Consider the following 17701-nt stretch of genomic DNA (forward strand, 5'->3'; position numbering starts at 1 on the left):
GCGCGGATCCCGGTCGCGGGAACCCCGGACCATCGAGACCGCCGCGGACGGCGGGTCCCCCTCGATGCGCCGGGGTTCCCTCGCGCCAGCCGCTAGGGAACCGGCAGCACCACGAGGTCGAGGTAGTCGGCCAGGCACGCCACCATGTCCACCGCGTCGCGCTCGAGCAGCCACTGCAGCTGCACGCCGTCCCAGAGCGCGATGATCGACGCCGCCACCCGCTCCGGATCGGACCCCTCGCGCAAGCGCCCGGCGGCCTGGAGCTCGCGCAGCTCGGCCGCGTACTCGCTGCGGAGGCGGCGGAACCGCGCGGCGAAGAAGTCGCGCCCCGGGTGCTCCTGCGTCGTCGACTCGCCGCAGAGCACGGCGTACAGCTCGATCACTCCGGGCGCCGTCTCGTTGTAGCGGGTCTGCCGCAGGATGCCGGCGACCAGCCCCTCCTCCGGGTCCGGCGGCGAGGAACCGTCGCCCGTGATCAGGTCGCGGTGCTCGAGGACCGCGAAGAGCAGGTCGGTCTTCGACGGGAAGTAGTGCAGGAGGCTCGTCTGGCTGAGCCCGACGCGGTCGGCGACCTCCTGGAGGGAGCCGCGGGCGTAGCCCCGCGCGGCGAAGACCTGGTGGGCGGCCTCGATGATGGCGCGGCGGCGCTCGGCCGACTTCGCGTACGGGCCGCGTCGCCTCGTCGCCTCCGCCATCGACCCCTCCTCCGCACTGGAGGCGCCTCGCCGTGCCCCTCGAACGGCCAGCGTAGCGGCGGCGGAGGAGCAGTGCCGCCAATTTCGAGTACCTACTCGAATTCGTGGTAGCGTCCCGATCATCGCCGGGTGAGACTCCCCGGCTCTCCACCACGACGAAGTGAGGGAAGATGCATCCGTTCACCCGGAGACAGCTCATCGCCGCCGGTCTCGGCACCGCGGCACTCGGGAGCCTGACGGCCTGCGCGACACCGGGCACCGTCTCGGTCAACACGGCGCCGACGATCGCCCCGGCCACCGGCCCGGTCCGCCTGCAGTACTGGGGCTGGCTGAAGGACCTGCAGAAGGTCTGCGACGTCTGGAACGCCTCGCACCCCGAGATCCAGGTCGAGGCCGTCTGGATCCCCGGCGGCAACGCGGGCGGCTACCAGAAGCTCTACTCGGCCCTCGCCGCGGGCGGCGGGCCCGACCTCGGCCAGGTCGAGATCCGCTCCGTCCCCGAGTTCATGCTCGTCAACGGCCTGGTCGACCTCACCCGGTACGGCGTCGAGCAGTATCGCGACCTGTACGACCCCACGCTCTGGGGCCAGGTCAGCTACACGGGCGGCGTCTACGGCATCCCGCAGGACAGCGGCCCGATGGCGCTCTTCTACCAGCCCGAGGTGTTCGGGAAGGTGGGTGCGGAGCCGCCGACGACCTGGGACGACTGGGCCGCGGTGGCGACGGAGCTGCGCGGAGCCGGCTCCTACATCGACTGCTTCCCGCTCGCCGACGCCTCGGTCTTCGCCGCGTTCGCGACGCAGGCCGGCGCGCAGTGGCTGCGCCCGGAGGAGGACGGCTGGGTCATCGACATGACCGACGACGCCACGACGCGCGTCGCCTCCTTCTTCGACACGGCCATCGACCAGGACCTGGTGCAGACCGGCTACGGCGCCTACTCCCCCGCGTGGTTCGCGGCCGCGGCGAAGGGCGGGATCGCCTCCTGCGCCACCGGCAGCTGGGGCGACGCCCTGCTCGAGGGGGTCAGCGGAGGCTCGGGCAAGTGGCGCGCGGCTCCCATGCCCGTCTGGGGCGACACCGGCTTCGGCTCGAGCTTCCTCGGCGGATCGACCGCGGCGGTGTTCTCGAGCAGCAAGCACCCGGAGGAGGCGATCGAGTTCGCCGTCTGGATGACCACCACGCAGGAGGGCATCGACGCGATGATCGCCAACAGCGGCATCGGCTGGTCTCCCGCGGTCGGCGAGATCGGCACGGCCCGCAAGGGTCCGAGCGACTTCTTCAGCGGGCAGAACTACAACGAGGACGTCCTCGTGCCCGCATCGAAGGAGCAGAACCCGGACTGGTCCTGGTGGCCCGTCACGCAGCAGTCCTTCAACATCCTCAGCGACGGCTTCCGGAAGAAGGCGTCCGGGCTCTCGCTCGTGGACGCGGTCGCCGAGGCGGAGCAGCAGATCATCACGGTCTTCGAGAACAAGGGCCTGAGCATCAGGAGGGCCTCCGCATGACCACCACGACCTCCCCCGCCGCCGCCGCGGTCGCGGCCACCACGCGGACGCCGGGCGCGCCCCGGCGCAGCCGCGCGGTCGCCCGCGCCCCGTGGATCCTCCTCGGACCCTTCCTGGCCCTGTTCGTCCTCACGTTCATCGTCCCGATCGTCGTCGCCGTCGGCTCCAGCTTCACGAAGGTGACGCGCTCCGGCCTCTTCGGCGAGGCCGGGGTCACCAGCGGGTTCGCGGGCTTCGACAACTACGCGCAGGCCCTCGCCGACGGCAACTTCATCGCCTCCATCGGGCGGATGTTCCTCTTCGGCATCGTCCAGGTGCCGGTGATGATCGCCCTCTGCACCGTCCTCGCGCTGATGCTCGAGTCGGCGTCGGCGAAGTTCCCCGGCTTCTTCCGGGCGGCCTACTTCCTCCCCTACGGAGTGCCCGGAGTCATCGCGACGATCCTGTGGTCGTTCCTCTACGTGCCCGGCCTCAGCCCGCTCATCGACGCGGCGAACGTGGTCGGGCTCCAGCCCGACTTCCTCGGTGCGGACACGGTGCTCTGGTCGATCGCGAACATCTCGCTCTGGAGCTACACCGGCTACAACATGCTGATCATCGTCGCCCAGCTCAAGGCGATCCCGGTCGAGCTCTACGAGGCGGCGAAGGTCGACGGCGCCTCCACCTGGCGCGTCGCCCGCAGCATCCAGCTGCCGCTCATCCGCCCCGCGCTGGTGCTGACGACGATCTTCTCGATCATCGGAACGCTCCAGCTGTTCGCCGAGGCGCAGGTGCTGAAGACGGTCGCTCCGGCGATCGACAGCCAGTACACGCCGAACCTCAGCGCGTACACCACGGCCTTCGCCTACAACGACTACAACGTCGCCGCCGCCCAGGCCGTCCTGATCGCGCTGGTCGCGTTCCTGCTCTCCTTCACGTTCCTCTCGATCTCGAACAGGAGGTCGTCATGAGCCGCACCGAGACCCCGCCGACCACGACCACCGGAGTCGTCACCGCCGACCGCCCCGTGAAGGCCGGACGCGGGCCCGACCGCTCGGCCGGCCGCAACCGCGCCTCGACCATCATCGTCACCGCGATCCTCGTCGTCGTGGCGGTCTACTTCCTCATCCCCGTCTACTGGGTCGTCGTCGCGGCGACCAAGACGACCGAGGACCTCTTCGCCACCTACGGCTTCTGGTTCGCCCCGACGTTCGCGCTCTGGGACAACCTGACGCAGGTGCTGACCTACGGCGACGGCATCTTCGTCCGCTGGTTCCTCAACTCCGTCCTCTACGCCGGAGTGGGCGCCCTGCTCGCGACCTACCTCGCCGCGGCGGGCGGCTACGCGCTGGCCAAGTACGAGTTCCGCGGCAGCAGGCTCGTGTTCGGGACGATCCTCGCGGGCGTCCTGGTGCCGGGCACCGCGACCGCTCTGCCGCTGTTCCTGCTCTTCAGCCAGATGGGCATCGCGAACACCTACTGGAGCGTGCTGATCCCCTCGCTCGTCTCGCCGTTCGGGCTGTTCCTCTGCCGGATCTACGCTCAGGCGACCGTGGACACCGCGATCATCGAGGCGGCGCGCATCGACGGCGCCGGGGAGCTGCGGATCTTCCACACGCTCGGGCTGCGCATCCTGACTCCCGCGCTGGTCACCGTGTTCCTCTTCCAGCTGGTCGGGATCTGGAACAACTACTTCCTGCCCCTGGTGATGCTCTCGGACACGAACCTGTTCCCGATCACACTGGGACTGAACAACTGGCTCGGACAGGTCGACCGCCTGCCCGAGTTCTACGAGCTGACGACCGGCGGCGTCCTGCTGTCGATCATCCCGCTCGCCATCGCCATGATCGTGCTGCAGCGCTTCTGGCGCGGCGGCCTGACGGAAGGCTCCGTGAAGTGACGACTCCCCCGACGACCTCCCACTACCTGACGGACACCGGGCCGGGCTCCGGCCGCCGCCGGGCCCCCCGCTCGTGGCTGCACACCGACGCCCCGGCGCTCCCGCTGGACGGGGAGTGGCGCTTCCGCCTGCTTCCCGCCGCTCCGGGGACCCCGGGCGGCGCCGGCGTGCTGCCGGAGGGCGAGGGCGTGGACGCCGTCGGGGACGAGTCGTTCGACGACTCCGGCTGGGATCTGATGCCGGTGCCCTCGCACTGGGTGCTGCAGGGCGACGGGCGCTACGGACTGCCGGCCTACACGAACGTGCAGTTCCCGTTCCCGACCGAGCCGCCGTTCGTGCCGGACGCGAACCCGACGGGCGACTACCGCCGCACTGTCGTGGTTCCGGAGGAGTGGGACTCCGCCGAGGCGGTCGTCCTGCGCTTCGACGGGGTCGAGTCCCGCTACCGCGTCTGGGTCAACGGCGTCGAGATCGGCATCGGCTCCGGCAGCCGGCTCGCGCAGGAGTTCGACGTCACCGGCGTCGTCCGCCCGGGCGAGAACCTCGTCGTGGTCCGCGTGCACCAGTGGTCGGCCTCGAGCTACGTGGAGGACCAGGACCAGTGGTGGCTGCCGGGGATCTTCCGCTCGGTGCACCTGCTCGCGCGCCCCGTCGGCGGTATCGAGGACGTGTGGCTGCGCTCCTCCTTCGCCGGCGGCGCGGGCCGCATCGAGGCGGAGGTGACCGCCGCGGCCGACGCGTTCCCGCTGACGCTGCGCGTGCCCGGGCTCGGGATCGAGACGGTCTGGGCCTCGGCGGAGGAGATCGCCGCGATCGAGGTCCCCGAGGTCGAGCCGTGGTCGGCGGAGGCTCCGCGCCTCTACGACGCGACGCTCGCCTCCGCCGGCGAGACGGTCTCGCTGCGGCTCGGCTTCCGCACGGTCGAGATCCGCGGCGACCGCTTCCTGGTCAACGGCGAGCGCGTCGTCTTCCATGGAGTCAACCGCCACGAGACGCACCCCGACCGCGGTCGAGCGTTCGACGAGGACTCCGCCCGCGAGGACCTCGCGATGATGAAGCGCTTCAACGTGAACGCCATCCGCACCAGCCACTACCCGCCGCATCCCCGTCTGCTCGACCTCGCCGACGAGCTCGGCTTCTGGGTGGTCCTCGAGTGCGATCTCGAGACCCACGGCTTCGAGCGGGTCGGCTGGGCGGGCAACCCCAGCGACGACCCCGCCTGGCGAGAGGCCTACCTCGACCGCATCGAGCGGACCGTCGAGCGCGACAAGAACCACCCGAGCATCGTGCTCTGGTCCCTCGGCAACGAGGCGGGCACCGGCGCGAACCTCGCCGCGATGTCCGCCTGGGTGCACGGCCGCGACCCCGAGCGCCCCGTCCACTACGAGGGCGACTACACCGGCGCGTACACCGACGTGTACTCGCGGATGTACTCCTCGATCCCCGAGACCGAGCGGATCGGCACCGACGGCTCGCTCACTCCGCTGCTCGGCTGCTCCCCCGGCGAGTCCGCTCGGCAGCGCTCCAAGCCCTTCCTGCTCTGCGAGTACGTGCACGCGATGGGCAACGGCCCGGGAGCGATCGACCAGTACGAGGACCTCGTCGACCGCTTCCCGCGGCTGCACGGCGGCTTCGTCTGGGAGTGGCGCGACCACGGCCTGCGGGCGCGCACGCCGGAGGGCGTCGAGTACTACGCGTACGGCGGCGACTTCGGCGAGGTGGTGCACGACGGCAACTTCGTGATGGACGGCATGGTGCTCTCCGACGGCACGCCCAGCCCGGGCCTCTTCGAGTGGAAGCAGATCGTCGCTCCGGTGCGCCTCACGGTCCGCGGCGACGGCGTCGTCATCGAGAACCGCCGGCACGACGCCTCCACCGCCGATCTGCGCTTCGCGTGGCGGGTCGAGCGGGACGGGCGGGTCACCGCGGAGGGAGTGCTCGACGCCCCGGTCATCGCGGCCGGCGACGCCGTGCACGTGGAGCTCCCCCCGCTCGAGGTGCGCCCCGGCGGCGAGACCTGGCTCACCGTCGACGCGGTCCTCGACGCCTCGACCGCCTGGGCGGAGGATGGCCACGTGCTCTCCACCGGTCAGCACCTCCTCGCCGCGCCGTCGGCGGTGCCCGCGTGGACCCGCGCCGTCCGCGCCGCTCCGCCCCTCGAGGGCGGCGCGCTCGGAGTCGCGCGGTTCCGCGACGGCCGGCTCGCCTTCCTCGCCGGCCTGCCCGTCGACGGACCGCGCGCCGAGCTCTGGCGCGCCCCGACCGACAACGACGAGGGCGCGGGCTTCCCCGGCTACGTCACCGGCGACCCGTACGACGGCGACGGCCGCGGGCTGCCGGCCCCCTCCTCCGCCGCCCGCTGGCGCGAGGCCGGACTCGACCGCCTGGTCGGCCGCGTGCAGGAGGTGGACGCCTCCGCCGGGCTCCGCCGCGTGACCCGCTTCTCGGCCGCGGACTTCGACGCGGGACTCCTGATGGAGGAGCGCTGGAGCGTCGACGGGGAGAGCACGGTCCTCCGCGTCGACCTCGTGCCGACCCGGGGCTGGGACTCCGTCTGGCCGCGGCTGGGCATCCGGATCGACCTGCCCGCGTCGATCGACGGCGCGGAGTGGTTCGGCACCGGCCCGCTCGAGTCCTACCCCGACAGCCTCCGGGCCGCGCGGGTGGGGCGCTTCACGGCGGAGATGGACCGGCTGACGACTCCGTACGCCCGCCCGCAGGAGAGCGGTCACCGCAGCAGCGTGCGCGAGCTGACGCTGACGGAGGCGGGCTCGCCCCGGCTCCGCATCGAAGCCGCGCGCGACCTGCACGGGCGCCTTCCCGGCTTCACCCTGGCGCGGCACACGCCGCAGGAGATCACGGCCGCCGCGCACCCGCACGAGCTGCCGGAGTCGGAGCGCGCGGTCCTCGTGATCGACGCCGCCCAGCACGGCCTGGGCTCCCGCGCGTGCGGTCCGGACGTGTGGCCCGACTTCCAGCTGCGGCCGGAGGCGCGGACGATCCTCCTCCGCTTCACCGCGGCCGGCTGAGCGCCGGGAGAGGACGAGGGAAGGCCCGCGGGATCGCGTCCCGCGGGCCTTCCCTCGTCCTCCGGACGCGTCAGTCGCTCTGCGTGCGCGGCAGCGGTCCGCCGATGAAGAGGTCCGTGTTCATGCGCCGGCGGCGCATCACGACCAGGACGGCCGCGCAGGCGACGAGCGACGCGGCGACCGCGCCGCCGCCGATCATCAGCGCGGTGGTCGGCGTGATGCCGGCCGGTCCCGCCGAGGCGGCCGTGCTGATGAAGGCGGTGCGCGCGGCGCTGATCGCGGTGCCGCAGACCTGCTGCGCCTCCCACGGTGCGGCCGTGGTGTCGCTGTCACGGTAGGAGACGGTCACAGCTGCTGTGCGGTGCGACTCGCGGCCGAAGGCGACGACGCAGTAGACGGAGGGGTCGGGGTCGGCGATGACCGCGTCGCCCAGCGCCAGCTCGGCCCAGCCGATGGAGTCGGACTGCACGGCGACGTCGCCGGCGGCCAGGTCGGCGCGGGACCCGGAGGTCTCGAAGGCGCCCACGGCGACCTCCTCGTCGGCGTCGAAGCCCCAGACGGCGCCGCGGGGCGCCTCGGTGCTGCCGTCGCCGAGCTCGCGCGGCTCGAGCAGGAGGCCGTTGCCGGTGGAGGGCGCCAGCCGGAAGACGACCTTGGCGGCGGAGCCCTGGTCGCCCGTGAGGTCGACCGTGAAGGCGCCCGACTTGGTGATCAGCGCGGTCGGCACGGTCGCGGTGCCGCTCCCCGCCTCGAGGGTCAGCGGGGTCTTGGTGCCGTTCGGGTCGCGGAGGACCGCGGAGACGGCCTCGCCGCTCGCGAAGCCGGTGTACGAGAAGCCGACGCCGTAGAAGCGGGCGAGCTCGACGGTGAGCGCCTCCGGCTGCACGGCGAGCTCGCGGGTGAGGAAGACGTCCGCGGTCGCGGCACCGGCCGCCGGCTTCGCGCCCTCGGTCGAGGTGCCGAGCTCGGTGCGTCCGGGGGCCGACGCCGCCGGAGTGACGGCGCCCGCACCGGAGGAGCCGGCGGTGCCGGACGTGGTGGTGCCGGTTGTGGTGCCGCCGCCGGAGGTGCCGCCGGACGTCGCTCCGCCGGTGGTGCCGCCGCCGGAGCCGGAGCCGCCGGAGGACGATCCGCCGCCGGTGGAGGGCTGACCGCCGCCGGAGCCGCCCTGCTGGCCGCCGCCGGTCGAGCCGCCGCCGGTCGAGCCGCCGCCGGTCGAGCCGCCGCCGGTCGAGCCGCCGCCGGTCGAGCCGCCGCCGGTGGATCCACCGCCGGTGGAGGGCTGGCTCGGCTGCTGGGGCGCGGGGTCGACCGGTGCCGGATCGACCGGCGCGGGGTCCACGGGCGCGGGGTCGACGGGAGCGGGCTGCTCGGGTTCTGCCGGCTCCTCGGGCACTCCGGGAACGGACGGCTCCTCGGGGACGCCGGGAACGGGGTCGGAGCCGCCGTCGCCCGGCTGCTCGGGATCCTCCGGCACGCCGGGGATGGTCGTCGCGGCCGGCTGCTCGACCGTGGTCGAGACCGTCGAGGCGGAGGGGGCCGCGACGGCCGCTCCGGGGAGGGCCAGGCCGAGCACGAGCGCCGCGAGAGCGGCGGCGGGCAGGGCGAGTCGGCGGGATGACGGCATGGCGGTTCCTTCCTCCACGGGCGACGATCTGCGTCCGCGCACGGAGGAGCGCACTCCCCCCTCACGAGGGTAAGGGCGAGAGGCGAGCTATCGCGAGCCGTCCTGTCCCCCGTCAGAGGGACGTCGCGGTCGTGCTTCCGTCCGGACGGCCCGGTCGAAGCTCACCCGCGATCGAGGAGGGCCCGCCGGAGCCGCGCGGGATCGACCCGCCAGAAGGTGTGCACGCGCCCGTCGATCAGCACCACCGGGATCTCCTCGACGAAGCGCTCGTGCAGCTCGGGATCGTCGAGGATCGACACCTCCGAGACGGCGACCGACGCCTCGCCGCCCAGATCGGCGACCACCTGCTCGACCACGGTCCGCGCGTCGTCGCAGAGATGACAGCCCGGCTTGCCCACGAGCGTCAGCTCCACGTCCACCATGCGGTCAGTGTACGGCGGCCCCGGCGACGGGCGCCGAGACGGCGAGCGCCGCCGGGATGATCCGTGAACGCAGACGAGCGCCCGACCCCGGAAGGGCGGACGCTCGAGTGGGAAGAGGCGCGAGCCTACTTCTTGTTGCGACGCTGGTGGCGAGTCTTGCGAAGCAGCTTGCGGTGCTTCTTCTTCGCCATACGCTTGCGACGCTTCTTGATGACAGAACCCACGAAGACCTCACAACGTTCAGGGGGTCGACCGCCCGACGGGCGGCCGCTTACGAAAAACTGGCTCCCGCGAGCTTACACGACCCGGGGCTCCACCGTTTCCGGCTCCTCGGCGCCCCTCACTTGCGGATGCGCAGCGCCTCCGCCACCTTCGTCGCTCCCTCGCTGACGCCCCGCTGGATGTCCTGCACCACGGTGCTGACCTGGTGGGTGCGCTCGGCGAGCGCCCGACCCAGCGACTCCGCCCGGGCCGCGGTCGGAGCGTCGAGCAGGGCGCCGGCCGCCTCGTCCTCGGCGAGGAAGGGCAGCAGCCAGTCCTCGACCTCCGCCAGCGGCGCGTACTCGAGCGCGTAGAAGCGGTGCTGTCCGCTCTCGCGCACCGTGACGAGGCCGGTCTCGCGCAGCACCTTGAGGTGCTTCGAGACGGTCGGCTGGCTCAGCTCGAGGCGCGCCACGATCCGCGACACGCTCATGCCCTCGGCCGAGCCGTCCCGCCGCTGCTCGAGCAGCAGGGCGAGGATGTCCCGGCGGGTCCCGTCCGCGATCACCCCGAAGATGTCAGCCATGCGCCCAGGCTAGTCAGCGCCCCGGGGGCCCGGCACCGAGCGGGTAGCATGGCCGCGATCGAGTGGAGGATCCGCCGTGGTGGTTCGGCAGCAGTTCCGCAGCCCCGTGGGCGTCTCGCCCGTCTCCCCCTGGTCGGGTTTCGAGCGGGCCCGCGACCTCATCGACGACTTCGCCGGACGCTCGCCGTCCCGCTTCGCGATCCTCATCTTCTCGGCGCTCGTGCTCGTGTTCACCCTGCTGTTCTCGCTGCCGGTGTCGAGCACCACGGGCACCGTCACTCCGCTGCACGACGCCTTCTTCACCGCGATGTCGGTGATCTGCGTGACCGGCCTCGCGACGGTCGACATGGCGACGCACTGGTCGGCGTTCGGCCACTCGATCATCTTCGTCGGCGTGAACATCGGCGCTCTGGGAGTGCTGACGCTCGCCTCGATCATGGGCCTGGCGATCTCGCGCCGCCTCGGGCTCCGGGCGAAGCTCATGGTCGCCAGCGACTCGAACCCGCTGCGGATCCACTCCGGCCCCGTCGCCGAGGGCCAGGCCGTGCGCCTGGGCGAGATCGGCGGACTGCTCGCCACCGTCGCGATCAGCGCCGCCGCGATCGAGATCATCGTCGCGCTGCTGCTGTTCCCGCGGATGCTGATCGACGGGATCCCGATCGGCGAGGCCGTCTGGCACTCCTTCTACTACTCCGCGATGGCGTTCACGAACACCGGCTTCGCCCCGAACGCCGCGGGACTCACCCCCTTCGAGGACGACTACTGGTTCCTCGGCATCCTGATGCTCGGCGTCTTCCTCGGCTCGATCGGCTTCCCCGTCATCTACGCCTTCTCCCGCGGCTGGCGGCGCCCGCGCAAGTGGTCGGTGCACGTGAAGCTGACGCTGGTCACCTCCGTGATCCTGCTCGTCGCCGGGGCCGTCCTCTACATCGTGCTCGAGTTCGACAATCCGAGGACCTTCGGCAGCCTCGATGCGGGAGACACCGTCTTCCAGTCCTTCTTCCTCTCGACGATGACGCGGTCGGGCGGCTTCTCGACGATCTCGGTCCCCGACCTCAACGGCTCGAGCCTGCTCGTGACGGACATGCTGATGTTCATCGGCGGAGGATCGGCCTCCACGGCCGGCGGGATCAAGGTCACGACCCTCGCGATCCTGTTCCTGGCCGCGTTCGCCGAGGCCCGAGGCAACAACGACATGGAGGCGTTCGGCCGCCGGATCCCGAACGACGTCCTCCGCCTGGCCGTCTCGGTCGTGCTGTGGGGCGCGACGACGGTCGCCGTGTCGAGCGTCCTGATCCTGCACATCACCAAGGCCTCGCTCGACCACGTGCTCTTCGACGTGATCTCGGCCTTCGCGACCTCCGGGCTCTCGACGGGGCTCACCGCGGAGCTGCCGCCGTCCGGGGTCTACATCCTGGCGCTGACGATGTTCATGGGCCGCGTTGGTACCGTGACTCTCGCCGCCGCGCTCGCCGCGAGCCAGCGGAGGCAGTTGTTCAGACGACCGGAAGAGAGGCCCATCGTTGGTTGACCGCATCAGGTACGACGCCCCGGTGCTGGTGATCGGCCTCGGGCGCTTCGGAGCCGCCACGGCCGGCCAGCTCGACCGCCTCGACCGCGAGGTCCTCGCCATCGACGCCGACGCCGGTCTCGTGCAGAAGTGGTCGGAGCGGGTCACCCACGCGGTGCAGGCCGACGCCCGCTCGCTCGACGCCCTCGCGCAGATCGGCGCGCAGGACTTCCAGGTCGCCGTCGTCGCGGTCGGCTCCTCCATCGAGGCGTCCGTGCTGATCACTGCGAACCTCGTCGACCTCAAGATCCCGCAGATCTGGGCGAAGGCGATCTCGCGCTCGCACGGCAAGATCCTCGAGCGGATCGGCGCGAACCACGTGATCTACCCCGAGGCGGAGGCGGGCGAGCGCGTCGCGCACCTGGTCTCGGGCCGCATGCTCGACTTCATCGAGTTCGACGACGACTTCGTGCTCGCGAAGATGTACCCGCCCAAGCCGATCCGGGGGCTGACGCTCACGGAGTCGGGCGTGCGCCGCAAGCACCGCGTGACCGTCGTCGGCGTCAAGAGCCCGGGCAAGCCCTTCACCTACGCGACCGAGCAGACCGTCGTCTCGAACCACGACCTCATCGTGGTCAGCGGCACCCCCAGCGACATCGAGCGCTTCGCGGCCCTCGGCTCCTGACCCGCGCCCCCTCCCTCCTCCTCTGCGGGATGCCGCTCCGGTACGCCCGCTCCGGGTGTCGCGTATCCGGGCGGCGTCTCGCGGAGAGGAGGGCGGAGTCAGGAGGCGGCGAGCTCGCGGGCGCGGGCCAGCGCGGCGTCGGTCGCCCGCGTGAAGAGGGCGGCGAGGTCGGCCTCCTGCAGGACCGCGACGGCCCGCTCGGTGGTGCCCTTCGGGCTCGTGACCCGCCGGCGCAGCTCCGCGGGCTCCTCGCCGGAGTCCGCGAGCAGCTCGGCGGCGCCGCGGAACGTGCCGACCACCATCGTCGACGCCTGCTCCGGAGTGAAGCCCTTCGCGACAGCGGCCGCGATGAGCTCCTCGATCAGCAGGAACACGTAGGCGGGCCCCGAGCCGGAGATCGTCGAGAGCGCGTCGAGCTGCGACTCCGGCACCTCGACCACCTCGCCGACCGTCTCGAACAGGCGGCGCACGAGCGCCAGGTCCTCGTCGCCGGACCGCGTGCCCGCGCTGAGGCCGGTGACGGCGCGGCCCACGACCGCGGGAGTGTTCGGCATCGAGCGGAGCACGGCGACGGACGCGGGCAGGTGCCGCTCGAACGTGGCCGCGGTCACGCCGGCGGCGACGGAGACGACGACCGCGCCCGGGGCGAGCGCGTCGGCGATCTCGTCGAGCAGGTCCGGCACCATGTGCGGCTTGACGGCCACGAGCACGATCGCCGCGCCCTCGACCGCGCGCCGGTTGGCCTCCGGGTCGTCCGCGGTGGCGAAGGCGGTGACCACCGGGTGGCCGTCCCACGCGGCGGCCTTCGCGGAGTCGCGGTTGGTCACCCGCACGCCCCCCTCGACGCGCACGCCGGGAGCCAGCAGGCCCTGGAGGATCGCACCCCCCATCGAGCCGAGGCCGAGGACGGCGATGGACGGGAGCAGGACGGGCGCATCGGTCACGCCGCTCATCCTACGAAGAGCCCGCGGCAAGGGGGTCCGGGTGCGGTCCGGGGCCTCGTAGGATGGCCCGACCATCCAGCGGCGAGCCCGAGGAGACCACGTGAGCGCATCCGGAGGCGGCACCGCGATCATCGCGGCGCTCGCGGCCAACCTCGGCATCGCCCTGACGAAGTTCGTCGCCTGGTTCTTCTCCGGATCCGCCTCCATGCTCGCCGAGGGCGTGCACTCGCTCGCCGACTCCGGCAATCAGCTGCTCCTGCTGCTCGGCGGCCGCAAGTCGCGGAAGGCCGCCGACGAGGAGCACCCGTTCGGCTACGGACGGGAGCGCTACGTCTACGCCTTCGTGGTGTCGATCATCCTGTTCTCCGTCGGCGGCGTCTTCTCGCTCTACGAGGGCATCGAGAAGATCGCCGAGCCGCACGAGCTCGAGAACGCCTGGCTGCCGATCCTGGTCCTCGTGATCTCGATCTGCCTCGAGGGCTACTCGCTGCGCACCGGCGTGAAGGAGTCGAACCGGGTCCGCGGCTCGCAGTCCTGGTTGCAGTTCATCCGCCGGGCGAAGGCGCCGGAGCTGCCGGTCGTGCTCCTCGAGGACGTCGCCGCGCTCACCGGTCTGACGTTCGCGCTGCTCGGAGTCGGGCTGACCGTGATCACCGGCGACTCGGTCTACGACGCGATCGGAACGATCATGATCGGCACCCTGCTGATCGTGGTGGCGATCGTGCTGGGCGTCGAGACGAAGAGCCTGCTGGTCGGAGAGGGGGCGACTCCCGCCGACGCCGCCTCGATCCGCGCCGCGCTCGAGGCCGGGCGCGACGTCGAGCGCGTCATCCACATGCGCACGCTCTACCTCGGACCGGACGAGATCCTCGTGGCCGCGAAGCTCGCCTTCCCGGCCGCCGAGACCCTCGAGCACGTGGCCGCCGGGATCGACGCCGCGGAGAAGCGGATCCGCGAGGCCGTTCCCGCCGCCACCACGATCTACCTCGAGCCCGACGTCGACCGCGGACGCGCGGGATCGGCGGCGGCCCGTCCGGCCGTGACGGAGGCGGAAGGGACGGCCGCTGCGGTCGCTCCGGCCGCCTCCGCTCCGCCCGCCGCCTCCCCGCCGGCCGCGCCGCACGGGAGCGCCTGAGATGCGCCGGGCCCTGGCGATCGTCAACGAGCGCGGTGCCGGGCTCGGCGCGCTCGAGCCGATGCTGACCGAGCGGGGGTTCGCCGTCGACGCCGTCGCAGGGACGGACCTCGACGCGATCGACATCCTCGCCCCCGACCTCGTCGTCACGCTCGGCTCCAGCGCCGGCGTCTACGAGACCTCGCGGCACCCCTTCATCAGCCCCGAGATCGCGCTCCTGCAGGACCGGATGCACCACCGCCGTCCCACGCTCGGCGTCTGCTTCGGAGCGCAGCTGATCGCGGCCGCCCTGGGCGAGTCCGTCCATCCCGGATCGGCCCGCGAGGTCGGCTTCCGCCCGGTCGTGCTCACGGAGGAGGGCGTCGGCTCCCCGCTCCGGCACCTCGCCGACGTCGACGTGATGCAGTGGCACGGCGACACCTTCGCGCTGCCGAGCGGAGCGGCGCTGCTGGCGTCGTCACCGACGGGCGAGGTGCAGGCGTTCGCCGTGGAGGACTGGCTCCTCGGCGTGCAGTTCCACCCCGAGCTGACCGGCACGATGGCCGCGCAGTGGCTCGAGGGCGACGGGGAGTGGGCAGGAGCGGCGGGCTACGACGCCGCCGTGCTCGCCGAGGACGTCGCGGCGGAGCGCTTCGAGCGGATGCACGCGGTGACGCGGCTCGCGCTGACGGAGTGGCTGGGCGCTCCGAGCTGAGGGGTTCGGCGGCGCTCGGCGTCAGCGGCGGTCGGCGTCAGCGGCGGTCGGCGAAGAAGTCGAGCAGGAGCCGCGAGCACTCCGCGGCGCGGACCCCGGGGTACACCTCGACCACGTGGTTGTGCCGGCGGTCGCGGAGGAGGTCGTGCACGGATCCGGAGGCGCCCGCCTTCTCGTCCCACGCACCGAAGACGACGCGGTCGATCCGCGCCGCCAGGATCGCTCCGGCGCAGAGCACGCACGGCTCGAGCGTGACCACCAGCGTGCAGCCCTCGAGATGCCAGTCGCCGCGGGCCTCGGCCGCCGCGCGGATCGCGACCACCTCGGCGTGCGCCGTCGGATCCCGCCGCAGCTCGCGCTCGTTGCGCCCGAGCCCGAGCACCGCACCCTCCGAGTCGAGGACCACCGCGCCCACGGGGACGTCGCCCCAGCCCGCGGCCCGCCGCGCCTCGTCGAGCGCCAGGCCCATCCACTCCTCGGAGCGGCGGGGGACGCGGAGATCGCTGTCGCGCATCGCTCCCCCTCCTGCGGCGGCCCGCTGCGGCCGGTGGGGCGCCGCTCCGGCCAGTAGATTGAGCTTATGCGCGTCCACGTAGCCGACCACCCGCTGATCACCCACAAGCTCACCGTGCTGCGTGACAAGCGCACCCCCTCCCCCACCTTCCGGCAGCTCGCCGAGGAGCTGATGACGCTCCTCGCCTACGAGGCCACCCGCGGCGTCCGCACCCGCACCGTCACCATCGAGACCCCCGTGACGCAGACCACCGGCCTCGCGCTCAGCGACCCGCAGCCGCTGGTCGTCCCGATCCTCCGGGCCGGCCTCGGGATGCTCGAGGGCATGGTCAAGCTCATCCCGACCGCCGAGGTCGGCTTCCTGGGCATGGCACGCAACGAGGAGACGCTCGAGCCGACCACGTACGCGGAGCGCCTGCCCGACGACCTGTCGAACCGCCAGTGCTTCGTCCTCGACCCGATGCTCGCGACCGGCGGCTCGCTCGTCGCGGCCATCCAGTTCCTCTTCGACCGGGGAGCGGTCGACGTCACCGCCGTCTGCCTGCTCGCCGCCCCCGAGGGCCTGGCCGCCGTCGAGAAGGCCTTCGGCGACCGCGACGTGACCATCGTCCTCGGCTCCCTCGACGAGAAGCTCAACGAGCTCGGCTACATCGTCCCCGGCCTCGGCGACGCGGGCGACCGCCTCTACGGCCTCGCGGGCTGAGCCCGCCGGCCCCCGGACGAGCGGGCCTCGCGTCGCACCCCGGAACAGGGAGCCCCGCTGAGCCGTGCCGGTCGGCCGGCGCAGCGAGGGTCTCGACAGCCCCCACCGCGACCGTCCGGCAAAGCCCGTCCTGCGGATCGAGCAGCCCGCGCAGCGGGCGCATCGAGGTCCCCAATCACGGCGCGCGCCTCCTCCCGAGCACCGGAACCACCCCCGACGCGCCGTCCATCCCCACGGAAGTGTTGACGCCGTGCACCGGCCTCCGCTTTACTGACGGACATGAGTGACACCCTGCACGCCCCGACCTCCCTCGAGGCCATCGGGAATGCCGGCATGATGATGGCCGGTGGCCCCGTCATGTGCTGTCGAATGTGTGCATGAGGAACTGACCTCGCCGGATCCCCGCACCGCCTCCGCCCGCTGATCGTCACGATCGGCTGAGCGTCCGAGGCGCGGACGATCCCCTGGATGCCCCGCATCCGTCTCTGCCGCCACCGTGCACCGCGGGCCGGCTCGATCGCGCACACCCGGATCCGCACCCTCGGACACTCGTCCCGGATCCGACCAGCCAAGGACTCGTCATGACCCTTCTCCACACCCGCACCGTCACCGCCGCCACCTCCACCGAGGCGCCCCGTCTCCAGCCGGTCGCCGACGCCGCGCCCGCAGCACCCCGCCTCCGCGCCGTCCCCCAGGGCACCGAGGCCCGCGGCTTCGCCCTCTACGTCGGCATCGACGAGGCCAAGGCCCGCGCCGCCGGAGTCGACCTCGGCCGCCTGGTCGAGGAGCTCAAGCGCGTCACGGCGCAGCTCGCCCCCGACGCCGAGACCTACGCCTCCGTCGCCCTCGCCCCGCAGGGCGCCGGCGGCCGCGACGTGGACGTGGTCCGCCTCGCGCTGCAGGACCCGGCCGCCGTCGCCAAGCGCCGCTCCGACGCCGAGCCCGACCCCGACCGTGCACCCGGCGGCGTCGTCATCGACATCTCCCGCAAGCGCGTCATCCTCGACGAGGAGACCACCCCCCTCACCTACAAGGAGTTCGAGCTCCTCCAGTACCTCGTGCTCCGCGAGGGCCGCACCATCGAGCGCGCCGAGCTCATCGCCTCGCTCTGGGGCGCCGCGGACGACGACGCGCCGAACGAGCGCACCATCGACGTCCACGTCCGCCGCCTCCGCGCCAAGCTCGGCCGCTACGAGGAGATCGTGCGCACCGTCCGCGGAGTCGGCTACCGCTTCGACCGCCACGCCGACGTCGCCATCCGCTACGCGTCGACGCCGTCGCCGGATCTGTTCTGAACTGTGAGGAGAGCGCTTGCGCTCTCCTCAGCGCGGTCGGCTTCGCGAGGGGTCGCGATTCGGAGAGCGGGTCGCGACCGGCTAGCGGGAAACGCTGACACGCGTTTCCCGCGTTCGCCTCGAGGGCGGAACGTCCTCTCGACCTCCGGAGATGTGCGCGCACCGCCCCTACCCTGGAAAGGGCTGCTCGGCGGCCTGCTGTGTGGCCGAGGCCGTGGGGGGCGGGGCGCGCCTCGGCCACACAGCAGGCCGCCGAGCAGCCCTTTCCAGGGTAGGGG

The 17701-nt window shown here is 72.5% G+C and carries 17 protein-coding genes; 10 read left to right on the forward strand and 7 right to left on the reverse strand.

The genetic code is table 11. The features are described 5' to 3' along the window. Positions 1 to 92: 92 nt before the first annotated feature. Positions 93 to 695, reverse strand: a complete 603-nt coding sequence (locus tag C5C71_RS12515; RefSeq protein ID WP_258059340.1) for a TetR/AcrR family transcriptional regulator — start codon at positions 693 to 695, stop codon at positions 93 to 95. 170 nt (positions 696 to 865) lie between these two features. On the opposite strand from C5C71_RS12515, the gene C5C71_RS12520 reads away from it, so the two are divergent. From C5C71_RS12520 to C5C71_RS12535, 4 genes are read left to right on the forward strand one after another with little or no spacing between them, the layout of a single operon-like run. Beyond that, positions 866 to 2200 carry an ABC transporter substrate-binding protein gene (locus C5C71_RS12520; protein ID WP_104337805.1) on the forward strand — a complete coding sequence of 445 codons (1335 nt, stop codon included), beginning with the start codon at positions 866 to 868 and terminating at the stop codon, positions 2198 to 2200. Further along, entirely contained in the window at positions 2197 to 3150 is a 954-nt protein-coding gene (locus tag C5C71_RS12525; protein ID WP_104225918.1) for a carbohydrate ABC transporter permease, read from the forward strand. Before C5C71_RS12520 ends, C5C71_RS12525 begins: the two co-directional genes overlap by 4 nt. Next, the gene (locus C5C71_RS12530; RefSeq protein WP_104225919.1) at positions 3147 to 4079 is read left to right on the forward strand and encodes a carbohydrate ABC transporter permease; all 933 of its coding nucleotides are present in this window, start codon (positions 3147 to 3149) and stop codon (positions 4077 to 4079) included. Before C5C71_RS12525 ends, C5C71_RS12530 begins: the two co-directional genes overlap by 4 nt. Then, complete coding sequence (locus C5C71_RS12535) at positions 4076 to 7108, forward strand: glycoside hydrolase family 2 TIM barrel-domain containing protein (RefSeq protein WP_219814193.1); 3033 nt, start codon at positions 4076 to 4078, stop codon at positions 7106 to 7108. Before C5C71_RS12530 ends, C5C71_RS12535 begins: the two co-directional genes overlap by 4 nt. 70 nt (positions 7109 to 7178) lie before the next feature. On the opposite strand, the gene C5C71_RS17640 is transcribed toward C5C71_RS12535, so the two are convergent. The 4 genes from C5C71_RS17640 to C5C71_RS12555 form a co-directional block, all read right to left on the reverse strand. After that, on the reverse strand, positions 7179 to 8735 hold the full coding sequence (locus C5C71_RS17640) for a hypothetical protein (RefSeq protein ID WP_181065708.1): 1557 nt from the start codon (positions 8733 to 8735) through the stop codon (positions 7179 to 7181). Between the two features lie 161 nt (positions 8736 to 8896). Beyond that, complete coding sequence (locus C5C71_RS12545; RefSeq protein ID WP_104224855.1) at positions 8897 to 9157, reverse strand: glutaredoxin family protein; 261 nt, start codon at positions 9155 to 9157, stop codon at positions 8897 to 8899. A gap of 125 nt (positions 9158 to 9282) precedes the next feature. Beyond that, a complete protein-coding gene (locus C5C71_RS12550) occupies positions 9283 to 9381 on the reverse strand; it encodes a 30S ribosomal protein bS22 (protein ID WP_003792170.1) in 99 nt (32 codons plus the stop codon). A 116-nt stretch (positions 9382 to 9497) separates the two neighbouring features. Further along, a complete protein-coding gene (locus tag C5C71_RS12555) occupies positions 9498 to 9944 on the reverse strand; it encodes a helix-turn-helix transcriptional regulator (RefSeq protein ID WP_104224854.1) in 447 nt (148 codons plus the stop codon). A gap of 160 nt (positions 9945 to 10104) precedes the next feature. Between C5C71_RS12555 and C5C71_RS12560 the strand changes: the two genes are divergently transcribed. Next, positions 10105 to 11475: a TrkH family potassium uptake protein gene (locus C5C71_RS12560; protein WP_244229642.1), complete on the forward strand. Its 1371-nt coding sequence runs from the start codon at positions 10105 to 10107 to the stop codon at positions 11473 to 11475. Continuing rightward, positions 11468 to 12139, forward strand: coding sequence for a TrkA family potassium uptake protein (locus C5C71_RS12565; protein WP_068255410.1), 672 nt, complete (start codon positions 11468 to 11470; stop codon positions 12137 to 12139). The genes C5C71_RS12560 and C5C71_RS12565 overlap by 8 nt, the downstream gene beginning before the upstream one ends. Positions 12140 to 12237: 98 nt before the next feature. Here C5C71_RS12565 and proC read toward each other — a convergent pair whose 3' ends face one another. Next, positions 12238 to 13029: a pyrroline-5-carboxylate reductase gene (gene proC, locus C5C71_RS12570; protein WP_374953059.1), complete on the reverse strand. Its 792-nt coding sequence runs from the start codon at positions 13027 to 13029 to the stop codon at positions 12238 to 12240. 154 nt (positions 13030 to 13183) lie between these two features. On the opposite strand from proC, the gene C5C71_RS12575 reads away from it, so the two are divergent. Together C5C71_RS12575 and C5C71_RS12580 are read left to right on the forward strand one after the other, a co-directional pair. Continuing rightward, positions 13184 to 14218 carry a cation diffusion facilitator family transporter gene (locus C5C71_RS12575; RefSeq protein WP_104249769.1) on the forward strand — a complete coding sequence of 345 codons (1035 nt, stop codon included), beginning with the start codon at positions 13184 to 13186 and terminating at the stop codon, positions 14216 to 14218. Position 14219: 1 nt separating this feature from the next. Next, positions 14220 to 14912, forward strand: a complete 693-nt coding sequence (locus C5C71_RS12580; protein ID WP_104337806.1) for a gamma-glutamyl-gamma-aminobutyrate hydrolase family protein — start codon at positions 14220 to 14222, stop codon at positions 14910 to 14912. Positions 14913 to 14949: 37 nt separating this feature from the next. On the opposite strand, the gene C5C71_RS12585 is transcribed toward C5C71_RS12580, so the two are convergent. After that, a complete protein-coding gene (locus tag C5C71_RS12585) occupies positions 14950 to 15426 on the reverse strand; it encodes a nucleoside deaminase (RefSeq protein ID WP_219812140.1) in 477 nt (158 codons plus the stop codon). A gap of 66 nt (positions 15427 to 15492) precedes the next feature. On the opposite strand from C5C71_RS12585, the gene upp reads away from it, so the two are divergent. Together upp and C5C71_RS12595 are read left to right on the forward strand one after the other, a co-directional pair. Continuing rightward, a complete protein-coding gene (gene upp, locus C5C71_RS12590) occupies positions 15493 to 16128 on the forward strand; it encodes a uracil phosphoribosyltransferase (protein WP_104224850.1) in 636 nt (211 codons plus the stop codon). A 581-nt stretch (positions 16129 to 16709) separates the two neighbouring features. Then, entirely contained in the window at positions 16710 to 17423 is a 714-nt protein-coding gene (locus C5C71_RS12595) for a winged helix-turn-helix domain-containing protein (protein ID WP_104224849.1), read from the forward strand. The last annotated feature ends 278 nt before the right edge of the window (positions 17424 to 17701 follow it).

The sequence above is a fragment of the Rathayibacter sp. AY1C1 genome (genome assembly GCF_002932105.1).
In the GTDB taxonomy this organism is placed as follows: Bacteria; Actinomycetota; Actinomycetes; order Actinomycetales; family Microbacteriaceae; genus Rathayibacter.

What these genes read in the sequence shown, in the direction of transcription:
- C5C71_RS12580 (WP_104337806.1), top strand. Translation starts at nt 14,220, where the DNA reads ATGCGCCGGGCCCTGGCGATCGTCAACGAGCGCGGTGCCGGGCTCGGC.
- C5C71_RS12525 (WP_104225918.1), top strand. Translation starts at nt 2,197, where the DNA reads ATGACCACCACGACCTCCCCCGCCGCCGCCGCGGTCGCGGCCACCACG.
- C5C71_RS12520 (WP_104337805.1), top strand. Translation starts at nt 866, where the DNA reads ATGCATCCGTTCACCCGGAGACAGCTCATCGCCGCCGGTCTCGGCACC.
- proC (WP_374953059.1), bottom strand. Translation starts at nt 13,029, where the DNA reads ATGGGGGGTGCGATCCTCCAGGGCCTGCTGGCTCCCGGCGTGCGCGTC.
- C5C71_RS12555 (WP_104224854.1), bottom strand. Translation starts at nt 9,944, where the DNA reads ATGGCTGACATCTTCGGGGTGATCGCGGACGGGACCCGCCGGGACATC.
- C5C71_RS12545 (WP_104224855.1), bottom strand. Translation starts at nt 9,157, where the DNA reads ATGGTGGACGTGGAGCTGACGCTCGTGGGCAAGCCGGGCTGTCATCTC.
- C5C71_RS12595 (WP_104224849.1), top strand. Translation starts at nt 16,710, where the DNA reads ATGACCCTTCTCCACACCCGCACCGTCACCGCCGCCACCTCCACCGAG.
- C5C71_RS12515 (WP_258059340.1), bottom strand. Translation starts at nt 695, where the DNA reads ATGGCGGAGGCGACGAGGCGACGCGGCCCGTACGCGAAGTCGGCCGAG.
- C5C71_RS12530 (WP_104225919.1), top strand. Translation starts at nt 3,147, where the DNA reads ATGAGCCGCACCGAGACCCCGCCGACCACGACCACCGGAGTCGTCACC.
- C5C71_RS17640 (WP_181065708.1), bottom strand. Translation starts at nt 8,735, where the DNA reads ATGCCGTCATCCCGCCGACTCGCCCTGCCCGCCGCCGCTCTCGCGGCG.
- C5C71_RS12585 (WP_219812140.1), bottom strand. Translation starts at nt 15,426, where the DNA reads ATGCGCGACAGCGATCTCCGCGTCCCCCGCCGCTCCGAGGAGTGGATG.
- upp (WP_104224850.1), top strand. Translation starts at nt 15,493, where the DNA reads ATGCGCGTCCACGTAGCCGACCACCCGCTGATCACCCACAAGCTCACC.